Below are 24,364 nucleotides of genomic sequence, written 5' to 3'. Positions count from 1 at the left end.
GAGCGGTGCTCGACATTTGATCTCCTGTGAGTGTGAGTACAGCGACAGTGACCGAGCACGAGGAATGGATCCGATCCCGGCATGACTACGTGACGGCGCCGCAGGGCCCGCTCTCGCTCGTGCTCACCCACTGGTCGGCCGCGGGCGCCCCGCCCGTCGACGAGGCGACGGCCCGCGAGGGCCAGCCCGACACCGCCGTCTTCACGCGTCTGCGTCGCGACGACATCGAGACCGGCGCGCCGCAGGAGGGCTACCGCATCTGGCGGCAGGATTCTCCCGCGCAGCAGGCCTTCGAGCAGATCGAGTACTACCCCTATGACCCGGCGTGGATCATCGAGGGCCGCTTCGAGCTGGTCGACGAGGAGCGCGTGGTTCCGTTCGAGCACATCAAGGATGCCGGGGCCACGCGTGGTCTTCCCGTCTCGGGCGATCTCGTGTTCGAGGTCGACGGCACCGAGTACCGGCTGAACGCGTTCGACACGAACTACGGCGGCACGTGGAAGCTGCAGCTCGTCTTCGGCGACCGCACGAACGGCGCCGAGAGCTACGGCGCCGGGCGGTTCCTCTTCCTCGATCACCCCGCCGCCGACCGCGAACTCGCGGCGGGAGACAGCATCCCGATCACGATCGACTTCAACCGCGCGATCGTGCCGCCCTGCGGGTTCTCGAACCAGATGAACTGCCCGCTCCCGCCGCTGCAGAACCGCCTGCCCTTCGCGCTTCGCGCGGGGGAGAAGCGCGTGAAGTTCGCGGACGGATTCTCGCTCTGACCTGACTTCGCGGCGGGCCCCCGCGCCCGCCGCCCCGCGGCGCCACGCCCGCATGACCCTGCCCCCGCACGCCCCCTCACAGTGAAGGACCCTGACGTGACCGCACGCCATCGTCGTACCCGTATCCCCGCCGCGATCGCCGCGGCAGCCGCCGGACTCCTGCTCCTCGCCGGCTGCGCGACGGGGGGCGCGCCCGCCTCCTCCGCTCCCGCCGCCGTCCAGGCCGACCCCGACGCCGAGATCGTCGTGGGCTCGCAGAACGAGCCGACGAACCTCGACCAGATCTTCGGCGGCAGCTCGGGCGTCACCGAGGTGTTCACGGGCAACGTCTACGAGGGCCTGTTCAAGATCACCGACGACGCGACGGTCGAGCCCCTCCTCGCCGCCGACACGAAGGTCTCGGACGACGGCCTCGTCTACACCTTCACGCTGCAGGACGACGCGACCTTCCACTCCGGCGCGCCCGTCGACGCCGCAGCGGTCAAGTACAGCCTCGAGCGCTTCATCAGCCCCGACTCGATCGCGGCGCGCAAGCGGCAGCTGAGCGTCATCGACCACGTCGACGTCGTCGACGACAAGACGGTCGCCGTGACCCTCAAGCAGCCCTCGATCAGCTTCACCTACAACCTCGGGTACGTCTGGATCGTCAACCCCGCGGCGGGCGACCTGACGGCCAACGAGGACGGCAGCGGCCCCTATGCGCTCGCCGACTACCGCAAGGGCGACTCGATCACGCTCGAGCTGAACGACGACTACTGGGGCGAGAAGCCGAAGAACGGCGGCGTCGTCTACCAGTACTACGCCGACCCGACGGCACTCAACAACGCGCTGCTCACGGGCGCCGTCGACCTCGTCACGAGCCAGTCGAACCCCGACAGCTTGTCGCAGTTCGAGGCATCCGGCTACCAGATCATCGAGGGCACCTCGACGACCAAGGAACTGCTCGCCTTCAACGACCGCGTTGAGCCGTTCTCGAACGTCGCCGTGCGCAAGGCCGTGTACTCCGCGATCGACCGCGAGAAGCTGCTCGACGCCGTGTGGGACGGCCGCGGCCAGCTCATCGGCTCGATGGTGCCGCCGTCGGAGCCGTGGTACATCGACCTCGCCGACAACAACCCGTACGACCCGAAGGTCGCCGAGCAGCTCCTCGCCGACGCCGGCTACCCGGACGGCTTCGAGTTCACGCTCGAGACGCCCGACTCGGGCGTGCACTCGACGGTCGCCGAGTTCGTCAAGTCCGAGCTCGCGAAGGTCGGCATCACGGTCGACATCCACGTCATCACCGACGACGAGTGGTACCAGAAGGTCTACACCGACAAGGACTTCGAGGCGACGCTCCAGGGCCACGTCAACGACCGCGACATCAACTTCTACGGCAACCCCGACTTCTACTGGGGCTACGACAACGCCGACGTGCAGAAGTGGCTCTCCGACTCCGAGGCCGCCTCGTCGACCGACGAGCAGACCGCGCTGGTCAAGAAGGCCAACCAGCAGATCTCGGATGACGCGGCCAGCGTCTGGCTGTACCTCAACCCGCAGCTGCGCATCGCGGCCGAGGGTGTCAGCGGCGTGCCGCAGAACGGCCTGAACTCGCTGTTCTACGTGTACGGCATCGAGAAGGCGGCGTCATAGGCGCTTATCTGATCCGACGGACAGGATTGTTGCTGCTGGCATTCGCGCTGGCGGCGACGATCCTGTTCGTCGTGCTCCGGGTGCTCGGAAACCCCGTCTTCGCTCTCATCTCGGTAGGGGCGACGGATGCCGATATCGCCGCGGCAGCGGCACGTCTGGGCGTGGACCGGCCCATCTGGGTGCAGTACGGCGACTACCTGGCACAGCTCGTGACGCTCAACCTCGGGGAGTCGTTCACGAACCACCTGTCGGTCGGGGACGAGATCCTCCGCCGCCTCAACGTGACGCTGCCGCTCACGATCATGTCGTTCCTGCTCGCCGTGGCGATCGCCGTGCCCGTGGGGTTCTTCGCCGCCTGGAGGTCGCGCACCTGGTACGGCGCGACGTTCTCGGCGCTGTCGCAGCTCGGCGGCGCGATCCCCGTCTTCTGGGTCGGCATCCTCCTCGTCGCGGTGCTGTCGCTCGGCTGGCGGCTGTTCCCGGCGGGCGGCTTCCCCCGCACCGACTGGGCCGACCCCGCCGCAGCACTCCGGTCGCTGGCACTTCCGGTCGTCACGATCGCCCTCGTCGCGGGGAGCGACCTCGCCCGCTACGTGCGAAGCGCGACGCTCGACATCCTGGGCCAGCAGTACATGCGGGCCGCGCGGGCGACCGGACAGAGCTTCGGCTCGGCGCTCTGGCGCCACGGCGTGCGCAACGCGGTCGTGCCGGTCGTCTCGATCCTCGCCATCATGCTCTCGACGACCTTCGTCGGCGCCGTCGTCATCGAGCGCGTCTACGCCCTGCCGGGCCTCGGCGACATGCTGCTGGTCGGCATCAAGGAGCAGGACTTCCCGAGCGTGCAGGGCGTGCTGCTCTTCTCGACGGCGCTCGTGCTGCTCCTCGGGTTCGCGGCCGACATCGTGCAGCGCCTCATCGATCCGCGACTGCGCGACTCGCTCTCGGGCAACCGCCGCGCGAGGGCCGCCGCATGACCGCCGCGATCCAGGCCGTCGCCGCCCCGGCGCCGTCCCGCCGCCGCCCCCGCGCGCGCCGCTCCATCAACCTCGCCGTCGGCGCAGTCCTGTTCGGCACCATCCTCGCCGTCGCCATCGTGTCGCTGTTCTGGACGCCCTATGGCCTGGAAGACACGACGGGAGACCGGCTGCTGGCGCCGTCCGCCGAGCACTGGGCAGGAACCGACCGCCTCGGACGCGACCTCTTCTCGCAGCTCATGGTCGGGGCTCGCCTCGCGGTGCTCGTCGGCTTCGGGTCCGTGCTCATCGCCGCCGTCCTCGGCGTGACCCTCGGTATCGTGGCCGCCGTCGCCGACCGCTGGCTCGACGATGCGATCTCGAGCCTCCTCGACATCGCCATCGCCTTCCCGACGCTGCTCCTCGCGATGCTCATCGTCGCGTGGCGCGGCGCGTCGCTGGAGTCGGCGATCCTGGCGATCGGCCTCGCCGGCTCCGCCGTCATAGCGCGCCTGACCCGCGTCACGGCGACGCGCGTGCTGGCGCAGGACTTCGTCACGGCCTCGCGCACCTCCGGGACGGGGACCCTGCGCCTCATCGGCATCCACGTGCTGCCCAACGTCTGGCCGACCCTCGTCGTGCCGCTCGCGCTGCAGTTCGGCGGCGCGGTCGTGGCCGAGGCATCCCTCTCATACCTTGGACTCGGGTCGCCGCCGCCCAACGCCTCATGGGGACGGATGCTGCAGGAGGCCCAGAGCACCGTCCTGGTGTCGCCTGTCGCCGCGATCCTCCCGGGCCTCCTCCTCGTCGCGACGATCATCGGCATGAACCTTCTCGCCGACGGCCTGCGCGACATCGCCGATCCGGCCTCGCGGAGCATCCGATGAGCGCCCTGCTGACCCTGGAAAGCCTCGGCGTCACCATCGACGACGTCGAGCCCCGCGATCTCGTCGAGGCCGTGAGCTTCGCCCTCGCCCCGGGCGAGCGCCTCGGGATCATCGGCGAGTCGGGATCGGGCAAGTCCGTCACGGCGCTGGCGATCCTCGGCCTCCTCGCACATCCGCTGCAGGCGCGAGGCAGCGCGGTGCTCTCGACCGGGCCGGCCGGCTCGGCCGGGGTCGAGGTCGTCGGCGCGTCGCAGCGGCGTCTCGACCGCGTGCGCGGCGCTGTCGTGAGCGCGGTCTTCCAGGAGCCCCTCGCGTCGCTCGACCCGCTCATGCGCGTCGGCAAGCAGCTCGCGTGGCCGCTCGCGAAGCACCGGGGACTCGGCGGCGACGCACTGCGGCGGGCCGTGCTCGATGCCCTCGCCGACGTGCAGCTCCCCGATCCCGAGCGCATCGCGCGCGCGTACATCCACGAGATCTCGGGCGGTCAGCGCCAGCGTGTCGCGATCGCCCTCGCTCTGGCGGGGGGTCCCCGGCTGCTCATCGCCGACGAGCCCACGACGGCCCTCGACGTGACCGTGCAGGCGGGCGTGCTCGATCTGCTGCAGCGGGAGGTGAGCGAGCGGGGGATGTCACTCATCTTCATCAGCCACGACCTCCCCGTCGTCTCGCGGATCGCCGACCGCGTGCTCGTCATGCGGCACGGGCGACATGTGGAGCTCGCCGAGACCTCGCAGCTGCTGCGCCACCCCGTCCACCCGTACACGCGGACCCTCGTCGAGGCCTCCCGCGAGCTCGACGCGTTCCTGCCCGCGAGCACGGGGCGCTCCGCGGTGGAGGAGGACCGATGACGACGACACCCCTGCTGTCGGCCGAAGGCGTCGGCTTCCACTACCGCGACGGCGCCCCCGTGCTCCACGACGTCAGCCTGTCGGTCGCACCGGGCGAGAGCGTCGGGCTCGTGGGGGAGTCGGGCGCCGGCAAGACGACCCTCCTGCGGCTGCTGCTGGGGCTCGACCAGCCGACTGCCGGCCGGATCCTCTTCGACGGCCGGCCGCTGTCGCGCTCCGACCGCGCGGGAATGCGCGAGTTCCGCCGGGCAGTCCAGCCCGTCTACCAGGACCCGTTCTCGTCGCTGGATCCTCGCATGACGATCGGCGACTCGATCGCCGAGCCGCTGCGGTCGCTCCGCATTCCGGGCGGCCGTGCCGAGCGCGCGGCGCGGGTCGCCGAGCTCCTGGAGGCCGTGGACGTTCCGGCCGATGCCGCGACGCGCTACCCCGACGCGTTCTCGGGGGGCCAGCGGCAGCGCATCGCGATCGCACGCGCGCTCGCCCCCGAGCCGAGGCTGCTCCTCGCCGACGAGCCGGTGAGCGCGCTCGACACGTCGGTGCGGATGCTCGTGATCGAGCTGTTCCTGCGTCTCGCGCGTGAGCGGGGCATCGGCATGCTGCTCGTCTCGCACGACCTCACGATCGTCTCGGCGCTGTGCGCGCGCATGACGGTGCTCGAGGGCGGCCGCGTCGTCGAGGAGGGGCCGACCGCGGCCGTGCTCTCCGACCCGCACCACCCCTACACGCGCCGCCTGCTGTCGTCGGTGCCGCGGTTGCCCGCCGCGTAGCAGGGTTCGTCAGCCGGGCGGCCGCGCGCGCGATGTCCGGCGCGATGGTGATCCCGATATCGGGACGTCGCGATGTCGGGACCCGGTGGGATGATTCACGGATGCTGCTGTCCGACGTCGTCGACACCGCCGAGGCCGTCGCGGCCACCCGCTCGCGACTGGTCAAGATCGAGGCGCTCGCGACGCTGCTGCGGATGCTCGAGCCCGCCGAGGTGCCCATCGCGGTGGGATTCCTCACCGCGAGCCCGCGGCAGGGCCGCATCGGGGTCGGCTGGCGCAGCCTGTCGTCCTTCGACGCCGACCACGCCACCTCCTCGACGCTCACCCTCGAGGAGGTCGACGAGGCGCTCGGCGGGCTGGCCGAGGCATCCGGAGCCGGCTCCGTCGCCGTCCGCGGCGACGCACTGCGCGACCTCGCGTCGCGCGCGACGGCGCCGGAGTGGGAGTTCCTGCGCCGCGTCATGCTCGGCGAGCTGCGCACCGGCGCGCTCGAGGGCGTGCTGCTCGATGCGATCGCCCGAGCGGCCGAGCGCGATGCGGCCGCCGTCCGTCGGGCGGCGATGCTCTCGGGCGACCTCGGCGAGACCGCGCGCCTCGCGCTGTCGGGCAGTGCCGACGACCTCGCGGCGATCGGTCTCGAGGTCGGCCGGGCCGTGCTCCCGATGCTCGCCTCTTCGGCGGCGACCGCGTCGGAGGCGGTCGAGGCGGTGGGCGAGGCATCCGTGGAATACAAGCTCGACGGAGCGCGCATCCAGGTGCACCGCCGCGGCGCTGACGTGCGGATCTTCACGCGCAACCTCGCCGACATCACGCATCGCCTGCCCGAGGTCGTCGAGGTGGTGCGGGGCATGCCCGTCGACGCCGTCATCCTCGACGGCGAGACGCTCGCGCTCGACGAAGACGACGCGCCTCGGCCGTTCCAAGACACGATGTCGCGCTTCGGCGCCGAGCGGGCGCGCGAGGTGGTGCTGCACCCGTGGTTCTTCGACGTGCTGCACGTCGACGGCCGCGACCTCCTCGACGAGCCGCTGCGCGTGCGCCGCGACGAGCTGGGGCGCATTGCGCCGCACCACCGGATTCCGGGCGAGGTGACGGCAGACCCCGAGGTCGCGGAGCGCGTCGCGGCCGAGGCGCTCGAGGCCGGTCACGAGGGCGTCGTGGTGAAGGCGATCGATTCGACGTATGCCGCGGGCCGGCGCGGTGCGAGCTGGGTGAAGGTGAAGCCCGTCCACACCTTCGACCTCGTCGTGCTCGCCGCGGAGTGGGGGTACGGCCGCCGTACCGGGTGGCTGTCGAACCTGCACCTCGGCGCGCTCGATGCGACGGGGGAGTTCGGCGGCGGGTTCGTCATGGTCGGCAAGACGTTCAAGGGCCTCACCGACGCGCTGCTCACCTGGCAGACCGAGCGGTTCCAGGAGCTCGCCGTGCGCGAGACGCCCGGGACGGTGTGGCTCCCGCCCGAGATCGTCGTCGAGATCGCGATCGACGGCGTGCAGCGGTCGACCCGGTACCCCGGCGGGGTCGCCCTGCGCTTCGCCCGGGTCAAGCGCTATCGCGACGACAAGCGCGCCGACGAGGCCGACACGATCCAGACGCTGCGCGAGATGCTGCGGGGCTGAGAGTGCTGCGCACACGGCGCTGCCGGGGGGCCCATTCGCCGCGGGATGCTGCGGGTCTGACGGTGCGGCCGGTCAGGCCGCGGCATCCGCCCCACCATCGCCCTGCGGGACTGTCTCGCGCTCGCCCTCCGTGACCGTCTCGCGTTCGCCCACGGGCTCGGGCTCCTCGATAGCGACGGACGGGATGAAGGCGCAGGCGAGCAGCATGACGAGCGCGGCGCCCGCGACGCCGATGAAGACGGCGACGGCGCCGGACTGGATGGCGGCGGGAACGTCGGCTCCGCCGTTCGCGGCGATGAGGGCGTTGGCGATCGCGCCGAAGACGGCGACGCCGACGGCGCTGCCGACCGAGCGGGCGAGCATGTTGGTGCCCGACACGACGCCGCGGCGGCGCATGCCGACCGACGACTGCGCGGCGATGAGGCTCGGAGCGGCGACGAGGCCGAGGCCGAGGCCGACGATGAAGCATCCGACGGCGGTCAGCACGATCGAGGGGGAGAGGGCGAAGACGACGAGGAGCGCCCCGCCGATGATCGCGAGCGTGCTGCCGATGAGCGTTGTCGCGCGGAAGCCGATGCGCAGATAGAAGCGGCCCGCGAGGGCGGCCGAGATGGGCCAGCCGAGCGTGAGCGCCGCGACGGCGAGACCCGCCGCGACCGGCGCGGCGGAGGTCGTGGACTGCAGGAAGGTCGGCACGAACGAGACGAGGCCGATGAGCACGACTCCGACGAGCAGCGCGACGACCGACGTCGAGACGACGATGCGGCTGGAGAAGACCCACGGCGCGAGGATCGGGTCTTCGGCCCGCCGCTCGACGAACGCGAAGACGACGAGGAGGAGCGCGCCGACGCCGAAGGCGGCGATGCTCTGCCAGGAGAGCCACGCCCACGCGTTGCCGCCCTCGAGGAGCGCGAGCACGATGAGCACGAGGGCCGCGGTCAGCAGCACCGCGCCGGCGTAGTCGATCCGTCGGCGGTGCCGTTCGAAGGGCTGGCGGTAGTTGCGCCACAGCATCCACAGTGCGAGGAGGCACAGCGGGACGTTGATCCAGAAGATCCAGCGCCACGTGAGGAACTGCGCGAACAGGCCGCCGATGGTCGGCCCCGCGACGGCCGAGAACGCCCAGACGCTCGCGAGGTAGCCCTGGGCCTTGGCGCGCTCGCGGACGGTGTAGATGTCGCCCGCGATCGTCATGGCGACGGGCGTGATCGCGCCGGCGCCGAGGCCCTGCACGGCGCGGAACGCGATGAGGGCGGTCATGTTCCACGCGAGGCCGCACAGCACCGAGCCGATGAGGAAGAGGACGATACCGACGTAGATGACCGGGCGGCGGCCGACGATGTCGCTGAGCTTCGCGTACACGGGGACGGAGGCCGCCTGGGCGAGCGTGTAGATCGAGAACAGCCAGGGGAACTGCTCGAAGCCGCCGAACTCGTCGACGATCGTCGGGACGGCGGTTGCGAGGATCGTGGAGTCGATCGCGATGAGGAAGATCGACAGCATGAGCGCGAGGAGGATCGGCCCCCGCTCCGACCTCAGTCCGACCCCGTCCGTCATCCGTCCCGCCTCTCGTCGCCGCAACCAATACAGCCTGCCACGCTCCCGCGAGGCGAGGGCGGCTCCGGCCGAACCAACGGGGGAGCGGGGGATTTGACGCGGGATGCCGCGGCAGTGTGCAATATGTTGCATGCCGCTTCCTCGTGCCGAACGACCGCGGTCGCTGCGCGACTACGCGTACGCGCAGCTGCGCGACGCGATCGTCAGCGGTGCGCTCGCCCCCGGCGAGCGCCTGCGCGACACCGAGCTCGAGGCGTGGCTCGAGGTCAGCCGCACGCCGATCCGCGAGGCCATCGCCCGGCTCGAGGCCGCGGGGCTCGTGCACACGCGCCGCGCCAAGGAGACCGTCGTCGCGCCGCTGGATGCCCGCGACGCCTTCGCCGCGCAGCGGATCGCGGCATCCCTCCACGAGCTCGCCGTGCGCGACGCCGTACCGCTCCTGACCGACGCCGACCTCGACGCCATGCGCGCCGCCAACGCGCGCTTCGCCGCGGCTCTGCGCGAGTCGGATGTGGATGCCGCGATCGCCGCCGACGACGACTTCCACGCCGTCGCGGTCGCCGCGAGCGCCAACCCGCTCCTTCCCGGCCTCCTCGAGCAGGTGACCCCGCTCCTGCGCCGCCTCGAGCGCGCGCGGTTCGCGGGCCTCGCCGGACGCGGGAGCGTCGGCGACCACGACCGGATCATCGCCGCCTGCGCCGACGGCGACGCCCACCTCGCCGCAGGGCTGACCCGCGACAACTGGCTCACGCTCGAGCGGCTGCTCGCGGCATCCGTCACCGAAGAACCCGACCACCAGGAGACGCCATGACCCTCGCCGACTTCCCGCGCCACTCGCTCATGTTCGGGCCGAGCCCCGTGCATCCGCTCGATCGGCTGTCCGATCACCTGGGCGGCGCGCGCGTGTGGGCCAAGCGCGAAGACGTCTCGAGCGGTCTCGCCTTCGGGGGCAACAAAGTGCGAAAGCTCGAGTATCTCGTGCCCGAGGCGCTCGCGCAGGGCGCCGACACGCTGGTGTCGATCGGCGGCGTGCAGTCCAACCACACCCGGCAGGTCGCGGCCGTCGCGGCGCACCTCGGCATGAAGGCCGTGCTCGTGCAGGAGAACTGGGTGAATTGGCCGGATGCCGTGAACGACCGCGTCGGCAACATCCTCCTCTCGCGGCTCATGGGCGCCGACGTGCGACTCTCGCCCGCAGGTTTCGGCATCGGCTTCAAGGACTCGTGGAAGGACGCGATCGCCGAGGTCGAGGCATCCGGCGGCACGCCCTACGCGATCCCCGCCGGCGCGAGCGACCACCGCCTCGGCGGACTCGGATTCGCGAACTGGGCGCACGAGGTCAAGGCCCAGGAGGCGCAGCTCGGCGTCTTCTTCGACACGATCGTCGTCTGCACCGTCACGGGATCGACGCACGCCGGCATGATCGCGGGCTTCGCCGACCTGCTCGAGAACTTCGGCGACCGCCCGCGGCGCGTGATCGGGATCGACGCCTCGGCGACGATCGACGAGACGCGCGCTCAGGTCGCCCGCATCGCGCGGCGCACGGCCGACCTCATCGGCGTCGGCCGCGACCTCCGCGACGACGAGATCACGGTGCTGGAGGGATGGGCCGGCGATGAGTACGGCATCCCGGTCGAGTCCACCGACGAGGCGATGTTCCTCACCGGGCGGCTGGAGGGCGTGATACTCGACCCGGTCTACGAGGGCAAGTCGATGGCGGGACTCATCGACCTCGTGTCGTCGGGCGAGATCCCGCGCGACTCGAACGTGCTCTACGCGCACCTGGGCGGCCAGCCCGCGATCAACGCGTACAGCGGCCGCTACCCCTGAGCCGACGGAGGCGTGGCCGGAATACCGCGTCTGGAATACCGCGTCTGGGCGCGATCGGCAAGGGGTCGCATGCCGCCCGGGTGAGGGGTTGACTCTCATCCATGCGCACGACACTGCGATGGCTGCTTGCGGCGGGAATGGTGTTCGCGGGACTCAGCCACCTCTTCTGGGGCAGGCGCGAGTTCCAGAACCAGGTGCCCGAGTGGGCGACCGAGATCTCGAAGATCGACAAGGACGGCATCGTCATGGTGTCGGGCGCCGTCGAGGTCATGCTGGGCGCCGCGCTCGTCGTGCTTCCGAAGGAGAAGCGCCGCATCGGCGCGATCCTCGCGGGCTTCTTCATCGCGATCTTCCCGGGCAACGTCGACCAGTGGCTGCACCACCGCAACGGGTTCGGCATGGACTCCGACGCCAAGCGCCTCGGGCGCCTGTTCATCCAGCCCCTCCTCGTCGCGGGCGCGCTCTGGTCGACCCGCCGCTGACCCGGCACGCGCGGCCGAGCGCGGGCGCGGTCGACGCGGGCGGCTGACCCGGCGGGTCAACGGCGAGACAGGGGATTCGCGTCGAAACAAGGGAGATCTTCCCCGGTCTCGACGCGAATCCCTGGTTTCGAGGCCGCGGTCGAGGATGGCGGGGCCGCGGACGAGAACGGGTCAGTCGGCGTAGCGCAGGCGGGTGTCGTCGGGGCGGCACTCGTCGCCGATGCGGATGCCCTCGGCGATCGCGCCGTCCAGTCGCAGCCGCGCCAGGTCGGCGACGGCGCGGGCGCGCAGCTCCCACGGATCGATCGTGTTGACGTAGATCTTCGTGCCGCCCTCGAAGCCCGCCGGGTTGGAGATGCGCCACTTGAGCACGATCCGCCACGGCATGGGCCACGGCGCGCCCGGCGGGCGGTAATGCCACTCCTCGTTCGTGGGCACGTGCACGCCGGTCGCGGCGTGGAGCGCGTGAACGAGGTCGGACATCGCGCGGATCTCGGCGGGCGAGTGCTCGTGCGGCAGGTTCGCCCGCGACCGCGAATAGACCTCGAACGCCGGATACCGATGGCCGACCCCCGCAAAGGCGACGGCCCCGTCGTTGGCCGCGACGACGAGCCCCTTCGCGACGGCGAGGTCGGCGATGGCGTGCTGATACAGACTGCGATCGCCCGCGAGCAGCCGCAGCTCGTGGTCGACCTGCGGTCCGTGCTCGTCGACGGCCACGAGCTGCTTGTGCAGGTGCTCGAAGGATGCCCCGGCCGGCAGCAGCCAGTTCTGGAACACCGCGACGTACTCGGCGTGGGGCTGCGATCGCGCCAGCTCGTCGAGTGAGCGCACGGTGAAGCCGAAGTACTCCGCGTGCTCGCGGGGCGACAGGACGCCGGAGGAGACGAGCTCGTCGTCGGTGGTCGCGCCGTCGACGACGTGCCGGCGCGCCACGATGACGTCGTGCGAGCCGCCCACGAGGTCGAGGGCGGCCTCTTCGCGGCTCTGTTCGGTTCCGGATGCCGCGGTCCGCACCGCGGCGAGATGCTCGATGTGCTCGCGCCCCGCCGCTTCGCCGAGGTAGTCGCGCGCCCACGCGACGACCGAGGCGGGCTGACGGAACCCGTGGTTCTCCCGCCAGTACTCGGCCGAGACGATCTCGAAGAGGTTGCCGAAGCGGCGGAACTCCGCTGTCGTGTCGAACAGCTGCGAGGCGGGGACGCGCCGGAGCTCGGTGTAGTCGGGCCCCACGAGGCGCGACTTCTCGGGCGTCGTCTCGAGGTAGCGGTCCGGGCAGAACGCGCACAGGCGCGTCGCCTCGCCGACGCCGAGCGGCTTCGGAGCGTCGCGCACCATCTCGATCGGCCGGTGCGCGCGCCCCGGCACGGTCCACACGCGGGTTCCCGTGAGCGGGCCCACCTGCTTGACCGTCCCGTCCGGAAGGCGGGTCAGCGGACTCTTCCCCGGGGCAGCGTCGCTCACCCACCCATCGTGCCACGCGCCGGCGAGGTGGGGCGCAGGCCCACTCCACGGGGCAGGCTCACGCCACGGCACAGACCCACGCCAAGGCTCAGTCCCACCCAAAGCCCAGCCCGACGCCCCGCCTGAGCCGGGCCTAGGGCAGTCGCAGCCTCACGCGCACGATGTTCGTCGACTCGTCGAGCTCGGCGATCGCCGGGTGCGCCTTGACGAAGTCCGAGAAGGACTTGTGGCCGAGCGCCTTCTCGCTGAAGGACGGGTCCATGCGCTTGAGCAGGTTCTTGACCGCCGAGAGGTGCACCCAGTCCTCGTCGGTGCGCTCCTGCTCGAGGCGCAGGGCACGCGCGAGCAGCTCTTCCGACGGGTCGGGAGCCGCCTTCTTCGAGCGTCTCGCGCGGGAGGGGGCCGCGGCATCCGTCTTCTTCGCGCCCTCGGGCGCCGTCACCCCGGGAAGCGAGTCGTACGAGTCGAACTGGTCGCACGCCGCCGCGAGCGACTTGGCCGTGGAACCGGCGACGCCCACGCCGACGACGAAGCGGCCGAGGCGCTTGCAGCGCTGCGCGAGCGGCACGTAGTCGCTGTCGCCGGCGACGATCACGACGTGCGTGAGGTCGGGGAGGCGGAACATGTCTTCGACCGTGTCGACCGCGAGCCGGATGTCGGCGCCGTTCTTGGCGTAGGCCGCGGCGGGGAACAGCTGCACGAGGTCGACGGCGCGCGCGACGAGCTGGTTGCGGTACTCCGCGTTGACCGGCGACGACCAGTCGGCGTAGGCCCGCGTGAGCACCAGGGTGCCGAACGACGCCGCGTAGTCGATGATCGCGCCGACGTCGACGGTCGCCGCCGCCAGTCGCTGCGTGATCTCGGGGTCGGCGACCTGATCGGCGATCTTCTGCCGGTCGCGGGAGTAGGAGTTGCGACCGTGCACCCGGTCGTACCACGACATCACGATGTTGTCGAAGTCGAGGTAGACCGCGACGCGCGGAGTCGAATCGGCCATGTGTCAGTCCTCCTGCGGGTAGCGGACGCCGACGATCCGGCGGAGTTCGTCGAGGGTCCCCATGATGGCGACCGTCTCGTCGAGGGGGAGGATGTCGCTGTCCAGCGTCCCGTCCGCGACGTAGCGCTCGGCGGCCAGGGCCTGGTATTGCATGCCGCGGCCCTCGTGCTGCGAGACGTAGTCCTCGACGACGTCGCCCGACGGATCGATGACGCGGAACGACGTCGGGGAGTACCAGACCCGGTCGATGTCGATGCGCGCCTCGGTGCCGAGGATGTGCGCGACGTTCGGACCCGCCGACCTCGACGCCGAGATCGTCGACGACACGGCGCCGCCCGCGTGCGTGAAGGTCGTCGCGATCTCGCTGTCGGCGCCGGTCTCGATGAGGCGCGCCGACGCCGTCATGGTGGTCGGCTCGCCCAGGATGTCCCACGCGAACGAGACGGGGTAGATCCCGAGGTCGAGGAGCGCTCCGCCGCCGAGCTCGATCGCGTTGAGGCGGTGCGCCGGGTCGGTCGAGATGCGCTGCGTGTGGTCGGCGAAGAGGGCGCGCACCTCGCCGAGCGCGCCGGACGCGACGATCTCGCGGATGCGGATCATGTGCGGCAGATAGCGCGTCCACATGGCCTCCATCGCGAGGAGGTCGTTCGCGCGAGCGACATCGCGCACGCGGGCGGCCTCGGGCTGCGTCAGGGTGAACGGCTTCTCGACGAGCACGTGCTTGCCGTGCTCGAGGGCGAGGATCGCATTCTCGGCGTGCGCGGGGTGGGGCGTCGCGATGTACAGGATGTCGACATCGGGGTCGTCGACGAGCGCTTCGTAGGAGTCGTGGGCGCGGGCGATGCCGAATTCGTCGGCGAACGCCTGCGCGGCCGGGGCGCGGCGCGAGCCCACGGCGACGAGGTCGCGCCCCGCCGTCCGGAGGTCGTGGGCGAAGGCATGGGCGATGCCGCCCGTCGCCAGGATGCCCCAGCGCAGGCCGGGGAAGTCGGGAGAGGTCATGGGTGAAGCGTAGCGAGCGCGGGTCCGCGGACGGGCGATCGGCGCCCGTCCGGCGGAAGGCCCGTGCGAAGACCAGCGGGAAGGCCCGTGGGAAGACCAGCGGGCGGGCCCGCGGAGAGGCCCGCGGGTAGGCTCGTGCGGTGGCAACCCCCGTCGAGCGCTTCCAGGAACTGCTGTGCATCCCGACCGTGTCGCACGCCGACGAGTCGGACACCGATTGGGAGGCCTTCGACCGCTTCCACGCCGCCCTCGAGCGCCTCTATCCGCTCACCCACGCACGGCTCGAGCGCGAGGTCGTCGACGGCCACTCGCTGCTCTTCCGCTGGCCGGGCGCCGGTGAGGGGCATCCGCTCGTGCTGATGGCGCACCTCGATGTCGTCCCCGTCGTCGAGGCCGAGTGGGAGCACCCGCCCTTCGCCGCGACGATCGTGGGGGAGGGGACGGATGCCGCGATCCACGCCCGCGGCGCGATCGACGACAAGGGAGCCCTCGTGGCGATCCTCGAGGCCGTCGAGGCCTCGCTGATCGAGGGCGTAAGGCCTGCGCACGATGTCTACCTCGCGTTCGGCCACAACGAGGAGACGGCCGGCGGCGGCGCCCGCGCGATCGTCGAGGCCCTCCGGTCCCGCGGCGTGCGACCGCACCTCGTGCTCGACGAGGGTGGAGCCGTCGTCGAGGGGGTCATCCCGGGCGTGCACGTGCCGACCGCGATGATCGGCGTCGCCGAGCGCGGTGTCATGACGCTCCTTCTCACCGTCCGCGAGCAGGGCGGGCACGCCTCGACGCCGCCCGCCACGCCGGCCACGGCCCGCCTCGCCCGTGCGATCGACCGGCTGCATCGGCATCCGTTCCCCCGGCGGATCGCGCCGCCCGTCCGCGCGATGCTGCAGACCCTCGCGCCCCACGCGTCGCAGCCCCTGCGCGCCATCCTGCAGCGCCTGTCGGTGACGGCGCCCGTCGTCGCGGCGGTGCTCTCGCACGGCGGACCCGAGATGAACGCCATCGTGCGGACGACCGCCGTCGCGACACAGCTGGCAGGCGCACCCGGCGAGAACGTCCTCGCGACGACGGCGCGCGCCGCGATCAACATCCGCCTCCTGCACGGCGACACCGTCGAGACGGCGACCGAGCGCGCGCGGCGCGTCATCGCCGACGACGAGGTCGAGCTCGAGGTGCGGCACGGCTCCGATCCGTCGCCGATCTCGCCCTGGCGGGGCGACGGCTGGCGGCGCCTCAGCGGCGCTGTGGTCGCGACCCTTGGCGACGACGTCGTGCCGACCCCCTACCTCCAGCTCGGCGCGAGCGACAGCCGCTGGTTCACCTCGATCAGCGACAACGTGTACCGCTTCACGCCGTTCCGCGTGTCGAGGGCGGAACGCGACGCGCTGCACTCCCACAACGAGCGCATCCGGGTCGACGTGTGGCTGCGGGGGATCGGCTTCTACCGCGCGCTCATCGCGTCGAGCTGAGCGCCTGCTCCGCCTCGGCGACGACGTCGTCCGCGAGCTCGAGCGAGCGCGCGGGATCGGTCACGAGGTCGAGCGAGCGCGCGAGATCGGCGATGACGTCGGCCGGGTCCTCCAGGCCGACCGACAGGCGGATCGTCGTCGGTGTGACGCCGGCCTCGGCGAGCTGGTCCTCGCTCAGGTGGCTGTGCGTCATCGACGCCGGGTGCGAGACGAGGCTCCGTGCATCGCCGATGTTGGCGACGAGCCGCACCACCTCGAGGGAGTCGACGAACCGCTCGACCTTCGCCCAGTCCGCATCGGCGTCTTCTGCGGCGACGAGGTCGAAGGCGAAGACGGATGCCGCGCCCCGCGGCGCGTACCGCAGGGCCAGGTCGTGCCAGGGCGACGTCTCGAGAAGAGGGTGGTGCACGCGCGCGACCGCCGGGTGGCCCGCGAGGAACCGGGCGACCTCGAGGGCGGAGTCGCTGTGGCGCGCCATCCGCAGCTGGAGGGTCTCGAGGCCCTGCAGCAGCTGGAAGGCGTTGAACGGCGAGATCGACGGGCCGAGATCGTGGACGTACTTCGACTTGACGAGGGCGACGAACGCGAGGCCGGAGGGCCCGAACCGGTCCCACAGCACGAGGTCGCGCACCCGCGCGTAGGGCTTCGTGAGCTGCGGCCAGCGGTCGGGGTCGGCGCCGAAGTCGAACGTGCCGAGGTCGACGACGATGCCGCCCATCGACGTGCCGTGGCCGCCGAGGTACTTCGTGGCCGAGTGCACGACGAAGTCGGCGCCGTGCTCGACCGGGCGGATGAGGGCCGGCGTCGCGACGGTGTTGTCGATGACGAGCGGCACACCGGCCTCGTGCGCGACGTCGGCGACGGCGCGGATGTCGAGCACCTGGGCGAGCGGGTTCGTGATGGATTCGGCGAACAGCGCTCGCGTGTTCGGCCGGACGGCGGCGCGCCAGGCGGAGATGTCGTCCTGGTCGACGAAGGTGACCTCGATGCCCCAATCGGCGAAGGTCTCCTGCAGCAGGTCGACCGTTCCGCCGTAGAGCTGCCGAGCGGCCACGATGTGCTCGCCGCTCTTGGCGAGGGCGAGGAGCGTCACGGCGACGGCCGCCTGTCCCGAGGCGACGGCGGCGCCGGCGACTCCGCCCTCGAGGGTGGTGACCCGCTCCTCGAACACGAGCTGCGTCGGGTTGGCGTTGCGGCTGTAGAGGTTGCCCGACTTCCGCAGCGCGAAGAGGTCGCGCGCGTCGGCGAGCGAGGCGAACTCGTAGGCGTTGGACTGGTAGATCGGGGGGACGGCGGTGTTCTGCGCGAGGCCCGGCTCGTACCCGGCCTGCACCTGGGCCGTCGCGAAGCCCTGGCGGCGGGGTGTGGAGGACATCCGTCAATTGTCGCGATCGACCGGCCTCAGCCCCGCGGGTGTTGCGAACTGTTGCGGAAGGCCCCGGGCGACGGCCTCCGCGCGCACTCGTGTGAGGATGCCGGTATGCCTGTCTTCCCGCTCATCTCGGCCCGCGACCTGCACGAACGGATCCAGGCGGGCGGCGGCATCCGTCTTCTCGACGTCCGCTACCGCCTCGACCAGCCGGACGGGCGCGCCGACTACCGCGCGGCCCACCTGCCGGGCGCCGTCTACGTCGACATGGACACCGAGCTCGCCACCCACGGCGCCGCGTCGGAGGGGAGGCACCCGCTCCCTTCCCGCGAGACGCTTCAGGATGCCGCGCGCCGGTGGGGTCTGGATGACGCGGACGCCGTCGTGGTCTACGACGACTACCGCTCCGTCGCCGCTGCCCGCGCCTGGTGGCTGCTGCGGCAGGCGGGCGTCGCGGATGTCCGCGTGCTCGACGGCGGCCTCTCGGCGTGGAGGGCGGCGGGGCTCCCGCTCGAACAGGGTGAGGTCGTGCCCGCGCCGGGCTCGGTGACTCTCGGCGACCCGGTGGGCGGCCTCACGATCGACGAGGCCGCCGCGTGGCCCGAGCGCGGCGTGCTGCTGGACGCGCGGGCGCCCGAGCGGTACCGCGGCGAGACCGAGCCGTACGACCCGATCGCGGGACACATCCCCGGCGCCGTGAGTCTCCCCGCCGACGCCGTCCTGAACGGCGACGCGTTCGCTTCGCCCGACGCCGTCCGGGCCGCGTTCGAGGCGGTCGGCGTCACCGACGGCACGCCGGTCGCGGCGTACTGCGGGTCGGGCCTCACGGCGGCGCACACGGCGCTCGCCGGCGCCTCGGCGGGCATCGACGTCGCGGTCTATCCCGGCTCGTGGAGCCAGTGGTCCAACACGCCGGGTCGCCCCGTGGCGACGGGGCCGGAGCCTCGCGGCGGGGTGTGACGCGGTCCGCGTGATGCGGGCGGCTGATCGGGGCGGGTGATCCGGGCGGGTGATCCCGTGGCGTGACCGGCCCGATCAGCGAGGTCGAACGTGGCCGGATCGGCGCGGCGAAGCGCCCGGGTCCGCGCAGCGAACCGCCTGGGTCCGCGTGGCGGACCGGGCGGGTCAGGGGACGAGGACGATCTTCCCGTCGCTACCCGCCTCGAGCGTCTCGTGCGCGCGGGCCGCGTCGGCGAGGGGGAACGAGGGGCCGAGCTCGACCGAGAACGCGCCCGCGGCCATGAGGGCGAGGGCGACCGGGATCGCCTCGGCCCGCCACGCGAGCTGCTGCTCGGTGAGCGCCTCGGGGCTCCCACCCGAGAAGGCGCGGATGCCGAGGCTCGCCGCGTCCCGTCCGCGCACGAGCGTCGCGATACGGCTCTTGTCGGCGAGGAGTTCGATCGACGCCGCGAGGGCGTCGTCGGTGCCGGCGGCGTCGATGACGACGGTGGGGCCGTCCGGCGCGAGCTCGCGCACGCGATCGGCCAGCCCCTCCCCGTAGGCCACCGGCACGGCGCCGAGAGCACGCACGCGGTCGAAGCGCCGCGGTGACGACGTCGCGATGACGCTCGCGCCCCACATCACCGCGAACTGGATGGCGGCCTGGCCGACGGCACCCGAGCCGGCGTGAAGCAGCAGCGTGTCGCGCGGCCCGACGTCGAGGGAGCGCAGCGCCTGATACGCCGTGCCGATCGGGATCCCGAGCGCTGCGGCCTCGGCCGCCGAGACCTGCGGCGGTCGCTGGTGCACCTGGGAGGCCCGCACGACGAGATCGGTCGCGTATGCGCCCTGCACGCCGAACGCCGCCACGGCATCGCCGACGCGGAAGCCGTCGACCCGCGCGCCGACGGCGGTCACGACACCCCCGACGTCGGCTCCCACGCGGCGCGGGGTCGTGATCGGTCCGCTCGGGCGCCGGCCCGACCGCAGCTTCGCATCGATCGGATTGACGCCCGCCGCCTCCACCCGGATCGCCAGCTCGCCCTCACCGGCGACCGGGTCGGGGACCTCTGTCACGGTGAGGACCTCGGGTCCGCCGAACTCGGAGTAGACGATCGCGTATGCCATGGTGTGACCAACCTCGTGGGGCGCGCCGGATATTCCGATGCGGTCGTGGGCGCGGCATCCGCCGTCTCGGAACATCGTGCGGCGGGCGTCGCTCAGGCCCGCTCAGGCCCGCTCAGGCCTCGCGGAGCGCCTTCTGCAGCCGCTGCAGCGAGACGGGCTCGGCGGTTCCGAGCGACTGGGCGAAGAGGCTCACGCGATACTCCTCGAGCAGCCACCTCGCGTGCACGAGGGGGGCGGACGCGTCCGTCGCGGGCGGGATGACGCCCCCCGCCTCGGCGTAGACCGCCGCTGCACGCTCGAACTCGGTGAGGCGCTGACGGTCGCGGCCGGGGTTGTCGGAGAGGGTCTTCACGCGATCGAGGGCTCCGCGCAGGTAGCGCGGCAGGTGGGCGAGCCGCGCGGTGCCCGTCCGCGACACGAAGCCCGGGTACACGAGCCCGGCGAGCTGATTCTTGACGTCGCCGAGGGCGGCCAGCATCGTCAGCGAGTTCTGCTCGCGGACGGCCCGCTCGACATCGCGGGCCGCCGTCAGGATGCGCGCGACGAGCGACACGGTCTGGAAGAGGTCGTCGACGATCGCGGCCGAGAGCGCGTCGCGTACGCGGTCGAACCCGCCGCGCGTGCGCACGACCCCGTCGGGCGCGACACGGGCGATGACGGCATCGGCCACCGCGACCCGCGCGTCTTCGATGAGTGCCTTCGCGGAAGGGTAGGGGGATGCTGCGAGCGCGAGCTTCTCGGCCGAGGTGAGGTGGTCGAGCACGTACGGGGTGGGCGAGGCGACGGCCAGCAAGGCGAGGCGCCGCACGCCCGCGCGGGTCGCGCGCGCAGCGGCCTCGGGGGTGGCCTCGATGCGCACCGCGACACTCGCGCCTTCGTCGACGATCGCGGGGTAGCCGCGCACGACGCCGCCCGCGACCCGCGTGTCGACGACTTCGGGGAGGTCGCCGAACGTCCACTCGGTGAGGCCCGTCTGCTCGGCGAACGTGCCGGCGGCGCTCGGTGCGCCGCTGCCCGCCGCGCCCGTGCTCGTGCCGGCTGCGGTTCCGCCGGATGGCACGCGACGCTCGCCCTCGCCGCGACCGCTCGACGGCCGGGGGCCGGCCGCCGGGGAGGAGGAGAGCGAGCGGCTCACCGCCGACCGCGCCCGGCCCGCGAGCCGGTCCTGCAGCGCAGTGAGATCGCGGTCCGAGCCGACCGTGCGTCCGCGCTCATCCACGGCGCGGAACGAGACGAGAAGGTGGCCCGGCACGCGCTCGAGGTCGAAGTCGGCGCTGGTCACCGGCTGGTTCGCGATCCGCTGGATGCGGGCGGCGAGCGCGGAGCGCAGCGTCGTCGGCGGAAGCCCCGTGTGGGACTCGGGGCCCTGGCCCTCGAGCTCTCCGGCGAAGGTCGCCGCCCAGTCCGCAGCGGGCACGACGTGACGGCGGATCGCCTTGGGGAGGGAGCGGATGAGACCCGCGATGAGCTCGTCGCGCATGCCCGGCACCTGCCAGTCGAACCCATCGGGGCGCAACTGCGCGAGGAGGGCGAGCGGCACGACCGCCGTCACGCCGTCGTCGGGCGCTCCGGGTTCGAACCGGTAGGCGAGCGAGAGCACCTGATCGCCCTGCCGCCAGCGCGCGGGGAAATCCCGCTCGTCGCTGCGCTGCACGTCGCCGGCGAGGTCGGCCTCGGTCATGTCGAGGAGCTTCGGCGTGCGGTTCGAGGCCTCCCGCCACCACGTCTCGAAGGAGCGCAGATCGAAGACGTCGCGCGGGATTCGCGCGTCGTAGAACGCGAAGACGGCCTCGTCGCCCGCGAGGATGTCGCGGCGGCGCTCGCGCTCCTCGATCTTCTCCAGGCGGCGGCGCAGTTCGAGGTTGCGCCGCTCGAAGGCGGTCAGGCGCTTGTCGAGTGCCGAGGCATCCCATTCCCCCTCGACGAGGGCGTGCCGCAGGAACAGCTCGCGGGCGAACGGCCGGTCGAACCGCGCGAGCTGCACGCGTCGCTTGGGGATGATCTCGACGCCGAAGAGAGTGACCTTCTCGTAGGCGGATGCCGCGCCCGCCGCCTTCGACCAGTGCGGCTCGCTCAGCGAGCGCTTGGCGAGGTCGCCGGCGAGGGGCTCCGCCCACGCGGGATCGATCGAGGCCACCGTGCGCGCGAAGAGACGCGAGGTCTCGACGAGTTCGGCGGCCATGACGGCGCTCGGAGACTTCTTGCGCAGCCCCGAGCCGGGGAAGATAGCGAACCGCGCGCCGCGCGCGCCGATGTACTCGGCGGCCGGGGCGCGGCCCTTGGGTGCGGAGCCCCCGCGGCCCTCGGGCGTGCGGCGGCGCTCGTCGAGGATGCCGAGGTGCGAGAGGAGGCCGGAGAGGATCGACTTGTGGATCGCGTCGGGGTCGGCCTCGGCATCCGTCGCCGGCTTCGGGCGCCCGAGGAGCGACGAGAGTTGCCGGTGCACGTCGACCCATTCCCGGACGCGCACGTAGTTGAGGTGCTCCGCGCGGCACAGCCGCCGGAAGGCGCTCGACCCGAGCGCGGACTGCTGCTCCTGCAGGTGGTTCCAGAGGTTGAGGAGGGTGAGGAAGTCGCTCGTCGGATCGGTGAAGCGCGCGTGCAGGCGGTCGGCCTCTTCGCGGCGCTCCTCGGGACGCTCGCGGACGTCCTGGATCGACATGCCGGCGACGATCGCCATGACATCGCGCAGCACTCCCGCCTTGCGCGCCTCGAGCAGCATCCGCGCGAACCGCGGGTCGATGGGCAGACGCGCGATCTCGCGGCCGAGGTCGGTCAGGCGCGGCCCGCGCTCGCCTGCGCGCTGGTCGCGGCCGCCCTCGGGCTGCACGGCGCCGAGCTCGACGAGGAGGTCGAGCGCCGCCTTGACGCCCCGCGAGTCGGGGGGAGTGAGGAAGGGGAACGACGAGATGTCGCCGAAGCCCAGCGAGAGCATCTGCAGGATGACGGAGGCCAGGCTCGTGCGGAGGATCTCGGGCTCGGTGAACTCGTCGCGGCGCTCGAAGTCCTCTTCGGAGTAGAGGCGGATCGCGATGCCGGGCGCGGTCCGCCCGGCACGACCGGAACGCTGCTGCGCCGACGCCTGCGAGATCGCCTCGATGGGCAGACGCTGGATCTTGCTGCGATTGCTGTACCGCGAGATGCGGGCCGTGCCGGTGTCGACGACGTAGCGGATGCCGGGGACGGTGAGGCTCGTCTCGGCGACGTTCGTCGAGAGGATGACGCGGCGGCGGACGCCGGCGACCCCGGAGCGCTCGAAGACGCGGTGCTGCTCGGCCGAGCTCAACCGCCCGTAGAGCGGCAGGACCTCGGTGGGGGCCGCATCCTTGGCGTACATGCCGCGCACGGCATCCATCGCGTCGCGGATCTCGGCCTCGCCGGGGAGGAACACGAGCACATCGCCCGCCGCTTCGCGATCGAGTTCGCGCAGTGCCGCCGTGATGCCGTCCACGTCGTCGGCGCCGTCGGCGGCTGCCGAGGCATCCGTCGCCCGATAGCGGATCTCGACCGGGTAGGTGCGTCCCGAGACCTCGATGATGGGGGCGGGCTCGTCGGGTGCGGGGCCGAAATGCTTCGCGAAGCTCTCGGGGTCGATCGTGGCCGACGTGATGACGACGCGGAGGTCGGGGCGCTGGGGCAGGATGCGCTTGAGGTAGCCCAGCAGGAAGTCGACGTTGAGGGAGCGCTCGTGCGCCTCGTCGACGATGATCGTGTCGTAGCGGCGCAGCAGCCGGTCGCGGTGGATCTCGTTGAGCAGGATGCCGTCGGTCATGAGGGCGATGCTCGTGTCGGCCGAGACCTTGTCGGTGAAGCGCACCTTGTAGCCGACGGTCGTGCCGAGCGGCACCTGCAGCTCTTCGGCGATGCGCTCGGCGATCGACCGGGCCGCGATCCTGCGGGGCTGGGTGTGGGCGATCTTCGTGCGACCGAGCTCGAGGCAGATCTTCGGCAGCTGCGTCGTCTTGCCCGACCCGGTCGCTCCCGCGACGATCACGACCTGGTTGTCGCGGATGGCGCGGGCGATCTCGTCCCGCGCCGCGCTGACGGGCAGCTCGGGCGGGTAGGCGATGACGGGGCCGGGCGCGGACATAGCCTTCCATCGTAGAACGCGGCAGGACGGCCGGGTGCCGGGGCGTCTGCCGGGAGCGATCGAGGGCGAGGTCCCGACGGAAGTGTCGAAAAAGATCTGCGCGACTGCATCCAAACCCGTCGGGCCACGGGAAGAAGTGGATATCGGATGCAACCCGCACCCCCCGACAGATGGGAAAAGTCCAATGAAGCGCATTCTCGCCACCGGATTCATCGCAGGCCTCGTCATGGCCGGCCTCGCCGGAACCGCGGCCAACGCCGCGCCCGCCGACGCCGCGTGCTTCGGCCAGGTGCACAAGACCGTCAACACGCAGGGCTTCGCCGGCTTCGAGAACGTGGGCCAGCTCGTCCAGGGTCTCGGCGGCGGCCAGGCCAAGAACGCCGCGGCCACCGGCCTCTGCGGCGGCGAGTGACGCCTCCCGCTCACTCCTCCAGGGCGGCGGCGGCTCGGATCTGCGGATCCGGGCCGCCGTCGGTGTCTCCGGGGGTTGTGTCGAGCCGCTGATCGGGTTTTTGGTGGCGGGCCCGTCTGCCCGCCCGTCTGCCCGCCCGCCCGCCC

20 protein-coding genes are annotated in these 24,364 nt (G+C 72.0%); 13 read left to right on the top strand and 7 right to left on the bottom strand.

Translation table 11 applies throughout. The features are described 5' to 3' along the window. Positions 1-47 precede the first annotated feature (47 nt). The 7 genes from ACSBPH_RS04070 (at position 48) to ACSBPH_RS04040 (ending at position 7,479) form a co-directional block, all read left to right on the top strand. Positions 48-770, top strand: coding sequence for a DUF1684 domain-containing protein (locus tag ACSBPH_RS04070; protein ID WP_442576330.1), 723 nt, complete (start codon positions 48-50; stop codon positions 768-770). A 96-nt stretch (positions 771-866) separates the two neighbouring features. Beyond that, complete coding sequence (locus ACSBPH_RS04065) at positions 867-2,402, top strand: ABC transporter substrate-binding protein (protein WP_442576329.1); 1,536 nt, start codon at positions 867-869, stop codon at positions 2,400-2,402. A 29-nt stretch (positions 2,403-2,431) separates the two neighbouring features. After that, the gene (locus tag ACSBPH_RS04060) at positions 2,432-3,376 is read left to right on the top strand and encodes an ABC transporter permease (RefSeq protein ID WP_442576328.1); all 945 of its coding nucleotides are present in this window, start codon (positions 2,432-2,434) and stop codon (positions 3,374-3,376) included. Beyond that, positions 3,373-4,242: an ABC transporter permease gene (locus ACSBPH_RS04055; protein WP_442576327.1), complete on the top strand. Its 870-nt coding sequence runs from the start codon at positions 3,373-3,375 to the stop codon at positions 4,240-4,242. Before ACSBPH_RS04060 ends, ACSBPH_RS04055 begins: the two co-directional genes overlap by 4 nt. Beyond that, on the top strand, positions 4,239-5,090 hold the full coding sequence (locus tag ACSBPH_RS04050; protein WP_442576326.1) for an ATP-binding cassette domain-containing protein: 852 nt from the start codon (positions 4,239-4,241) through the stop codon (positions 5,088-5,090). Before ACSBPH_RS04055 ends, ACSBPH_RS04050 begins: the two co-directional genes overlap by 4 nt. After that, the gene (locus ACSBPH_RS04045) at positions 5,087-5,860 is read left to right on the top strand and encodes an ABC transporter ATP-binding protein (RefSeq protein WP_442576325.1); all 774 of its coding nucleotides are present in this window, start codon (positions 5,087-5,089) and stop codon (positions 5,858-5,860) included. Before ACSBPH_RS04050 ends, ACSBPH_RS04045 begins: the two co-directional genes overlap by 4 nt. 101 nt (positions 5,861-5,961) lie before the next feature. Continuing rightward, positions 5,962-7,479 carry an ATP-dependent DNA ligase gene (locus ACSBPH_RS04040; RefSeq protein ID WP_442576324.1) on the top strand — a complete coding sequence of 506 codons (1,518 nt, stop codon included), beginning with the start codon at positions 5,962-5,964 and terminating at the stop codon, positions 7,477-7,479. Between the two features lie 72 nt (positions 7,480-7,551). Here the strand turns inward: ACSBPH_RS04040 and ACSBPH_RS04035 are convergent, their stop codons facing one another. Then, the gene (locus ACSBPH_RS04035; RefSeq protein ID WP_442576323.1) at positions 7,552-9,036 is read right to left on the bottom strand and encodes an MDR family MFS transporter; all 1,485 of its coding nucleotides are present in this window, start codon (positions 9,034-9,036) and stop codon (positions 7,552-7,554) included. Between the two features lie 130 nt (positions 9,037-9,166). Here ACSBPH_RS04035 and ACSBPH_RS04030 point away from each other — a divergent pair, with 130 nt between their 5' ends. The 3 genes from ACSBPH_RS04030 (at position 9,167) to ACSBPH_RS04020 (ending at position 11,348) form a co-directional block, all read left to right on the top strand. Further along, a complete protein-coding gene (locus ACSBPH_RS04030) occupies positions 9,167-9,847 on the top strand; it encodes a GntR family transcriptional regulator (protein WP_442576322.1) in 681 nt (226 codons plus the stop codon). Further along, positions 9,844-10,866: a 1-aminocyclopropane-1-carboxylate deaminase gene (locus ACSBPH_RS04025; protein ID WP_442576321.1), complete on the top strand. Its 1,023-nt coding sequence runs from the start codon at positions 9,844-9,846 to the stop codon at positions 10,864-10,866. The genes ACSBPH_RS04030 and ACSBPH_RS04025 overlap by 4 nt, the downstream gene beginning before the upstream one ends. A 101-nt stretch (positions 10,867-10,967) precedes the next feature. Next, positions 10,968-11,348 (top strand): DoxX family protein, encoded by a 381-nt coding sequence (locus ACSBPH_RS04020; protein WP_442576320.1) that lies wholly within the window; start codon positions 10,968-10,970, stop codon positions 11,346-11,348. Between the two features lie 171 nt (positions 11,349-11,519). Here the strand turns inward: ACSBPH_RS04020 and ACSBPH_RS04015 are convergent, their stop codons facing one another. The 3 genes from ACSBPH_RS04015 to ACSBPH_RS04005 all read right to left on the bottom strand — a co-directional run bounded on the left by ACSBPH_RS04015 (position 11,520) and on the right by ACSBPH_RS04005 (position 14,811). Continuing rightward, a complete protein-coding gene (locus ACSBPH_RS04015; protein WP_442576319.1) occupies positions 11,520-12,812 on the bottom strand; it encodes a DUF4921 family protein in 1,293 nt (430 codons plus the stop codon). A gap of 133 nt (positions 12,813-12,945) precedes the next feature. Next, positions 12,946-13,809, bottom strand: coding sequence for an NYN domain-containing protein (locus ACSBPH_RS04010; RefSeq protein ID WP_442576318.1), 864 nt, complete (start codon positions 13,807-13,809; stop codon positions 12,946-12,948). 3 nt (positions 13,810-13,812) lie between these two features. After that, positions 13,813-14,811 carry a Gfo/Idh/MocA family protein gene (locus tag ACSBPH_RS04005; RefSeq protein ID WP_442576317.1) on the bottom strand — a complete coding sequence of 333 codons (999 nt, stop codon included), beginning with the start codon at positions 14,809-14,811 and terminating at the stop codon, positions 13,813-13,815. Between the two features lie 140 nt (positions 14,812-14,951). Here ACSBPH_RS04005 and ACSBPH_RS04000 point away from each other — a divergent pair, with 140 nt between their 5' ends. Beyond that, a complete protein-coding gene (locus ACSBPH_RS04000; RefSeq protein WP_442576316.1) occupies positions 14,952-16,280 on the top strand; it encodes a M20/M25/M40 family metallo-hydrolase in 1,329 nt (442 codons plus the stop codon). Here the strand turns inward: ACSBPH_RS04000 and ACSBPH_RS03995 are convergent. Next, positions 16,264-17,655 carry an O-acetylhomoserine aminocarboxypropyltransferase/cysteine synthase family protein gene (locus ACSBPH_RS03995; RefSeq protein ID WP_442576315.1) on the bottom strand — a complete coding sequence of 464 codons (1,392 nt, stop codon included), beginning with the start codon at positions 17,653-17,655 and terminating at the stop codon, positions 16,264-16,266. The genes ACSBPH_RS04000 and ACSBPH_RS03995 overlap by 17 nt on opposite strands. A gap of 105 nt (positions 17,656-17,760) precedes the next feature. Here ACSBPH_RS03995 and ACSBPH_RS03990 point away from each other — a divergent pair, with 105 nt between their 5' ends. Beyond that, positions 17,761-18,609 carry a sulfurtransferase gene (locus ACSBPH_RS03990; protein ID WP_442576314.1) on the top strand — a complete coding sequence of 283 codons (849 nt, stop codon included), beginning with the start codon at positions 17,761-17,763 and terminating at the stop codon, positions 18,607-18,609. 165 nt (positions 18,610-18,774) lie between these two features. On the opposite strand, the gene ACSBPH_RS03985 is transcribed toward ACSBPH_RS03990, so the two are convergent. Together ACSBPH_RS03985 and hrpA are read right to left on the bottom strand one after the other, a co-directional pair. Then, positions 18,775-19,716 carry a quinone oxidoreductase family protein gene (locus ACSBPH_RS03985; RefSeq protein ID WP_442576313.1) on the bottom strand — a complete coding sequence of 314 codons (942 nt, stop codon included), beginning with the start codon at positions 19,714-19,716 and terminating at the stop codon, positions 18,775-18,777. Between the two features lie 112 nt (positions 19,717-19,828). Next, positions 19,829-23,806, bottom strand: a complete 3,978-nt coding sequence (gene hrpA / locus ACSBPH_RS03980; RefSeq protein ID WP_442576312.1) for an ATP-dependent RNA helicase HrpA — start codon at positions 23,804-23,806, stop codon at positions 19,829-19,831. Positions 23,807-23,990: 184 nt separating this feature from the next. Between hrpA and ACSBPH_RS03975 the strand changes: the two genes are divergently transcribed. Beyond that, entirely contained in the window at positions 23,991-24,218 is a 228-nt protein-coding gene (locus ACSBPH_RS03975) for a hypothetical protein (RefSeq protein WP_442576311.1), read from the top strand. Positions 24,219-24,364: the final 146 nt, after the last annotated feature.

Source organism: Microbacterium sp. F51-2R, assembly GCF_052180235.1.
Taxonomy (GTDB): Bacteria; Actinomycetota; Actinomycetes; order Actinomycetales; family Microbacteriaceae; genus Microbacterium.
Note: the sequence above shows the minus strand (reverse complement) of the source record. Positions and strands in the feature narration are given on the sequence as shown.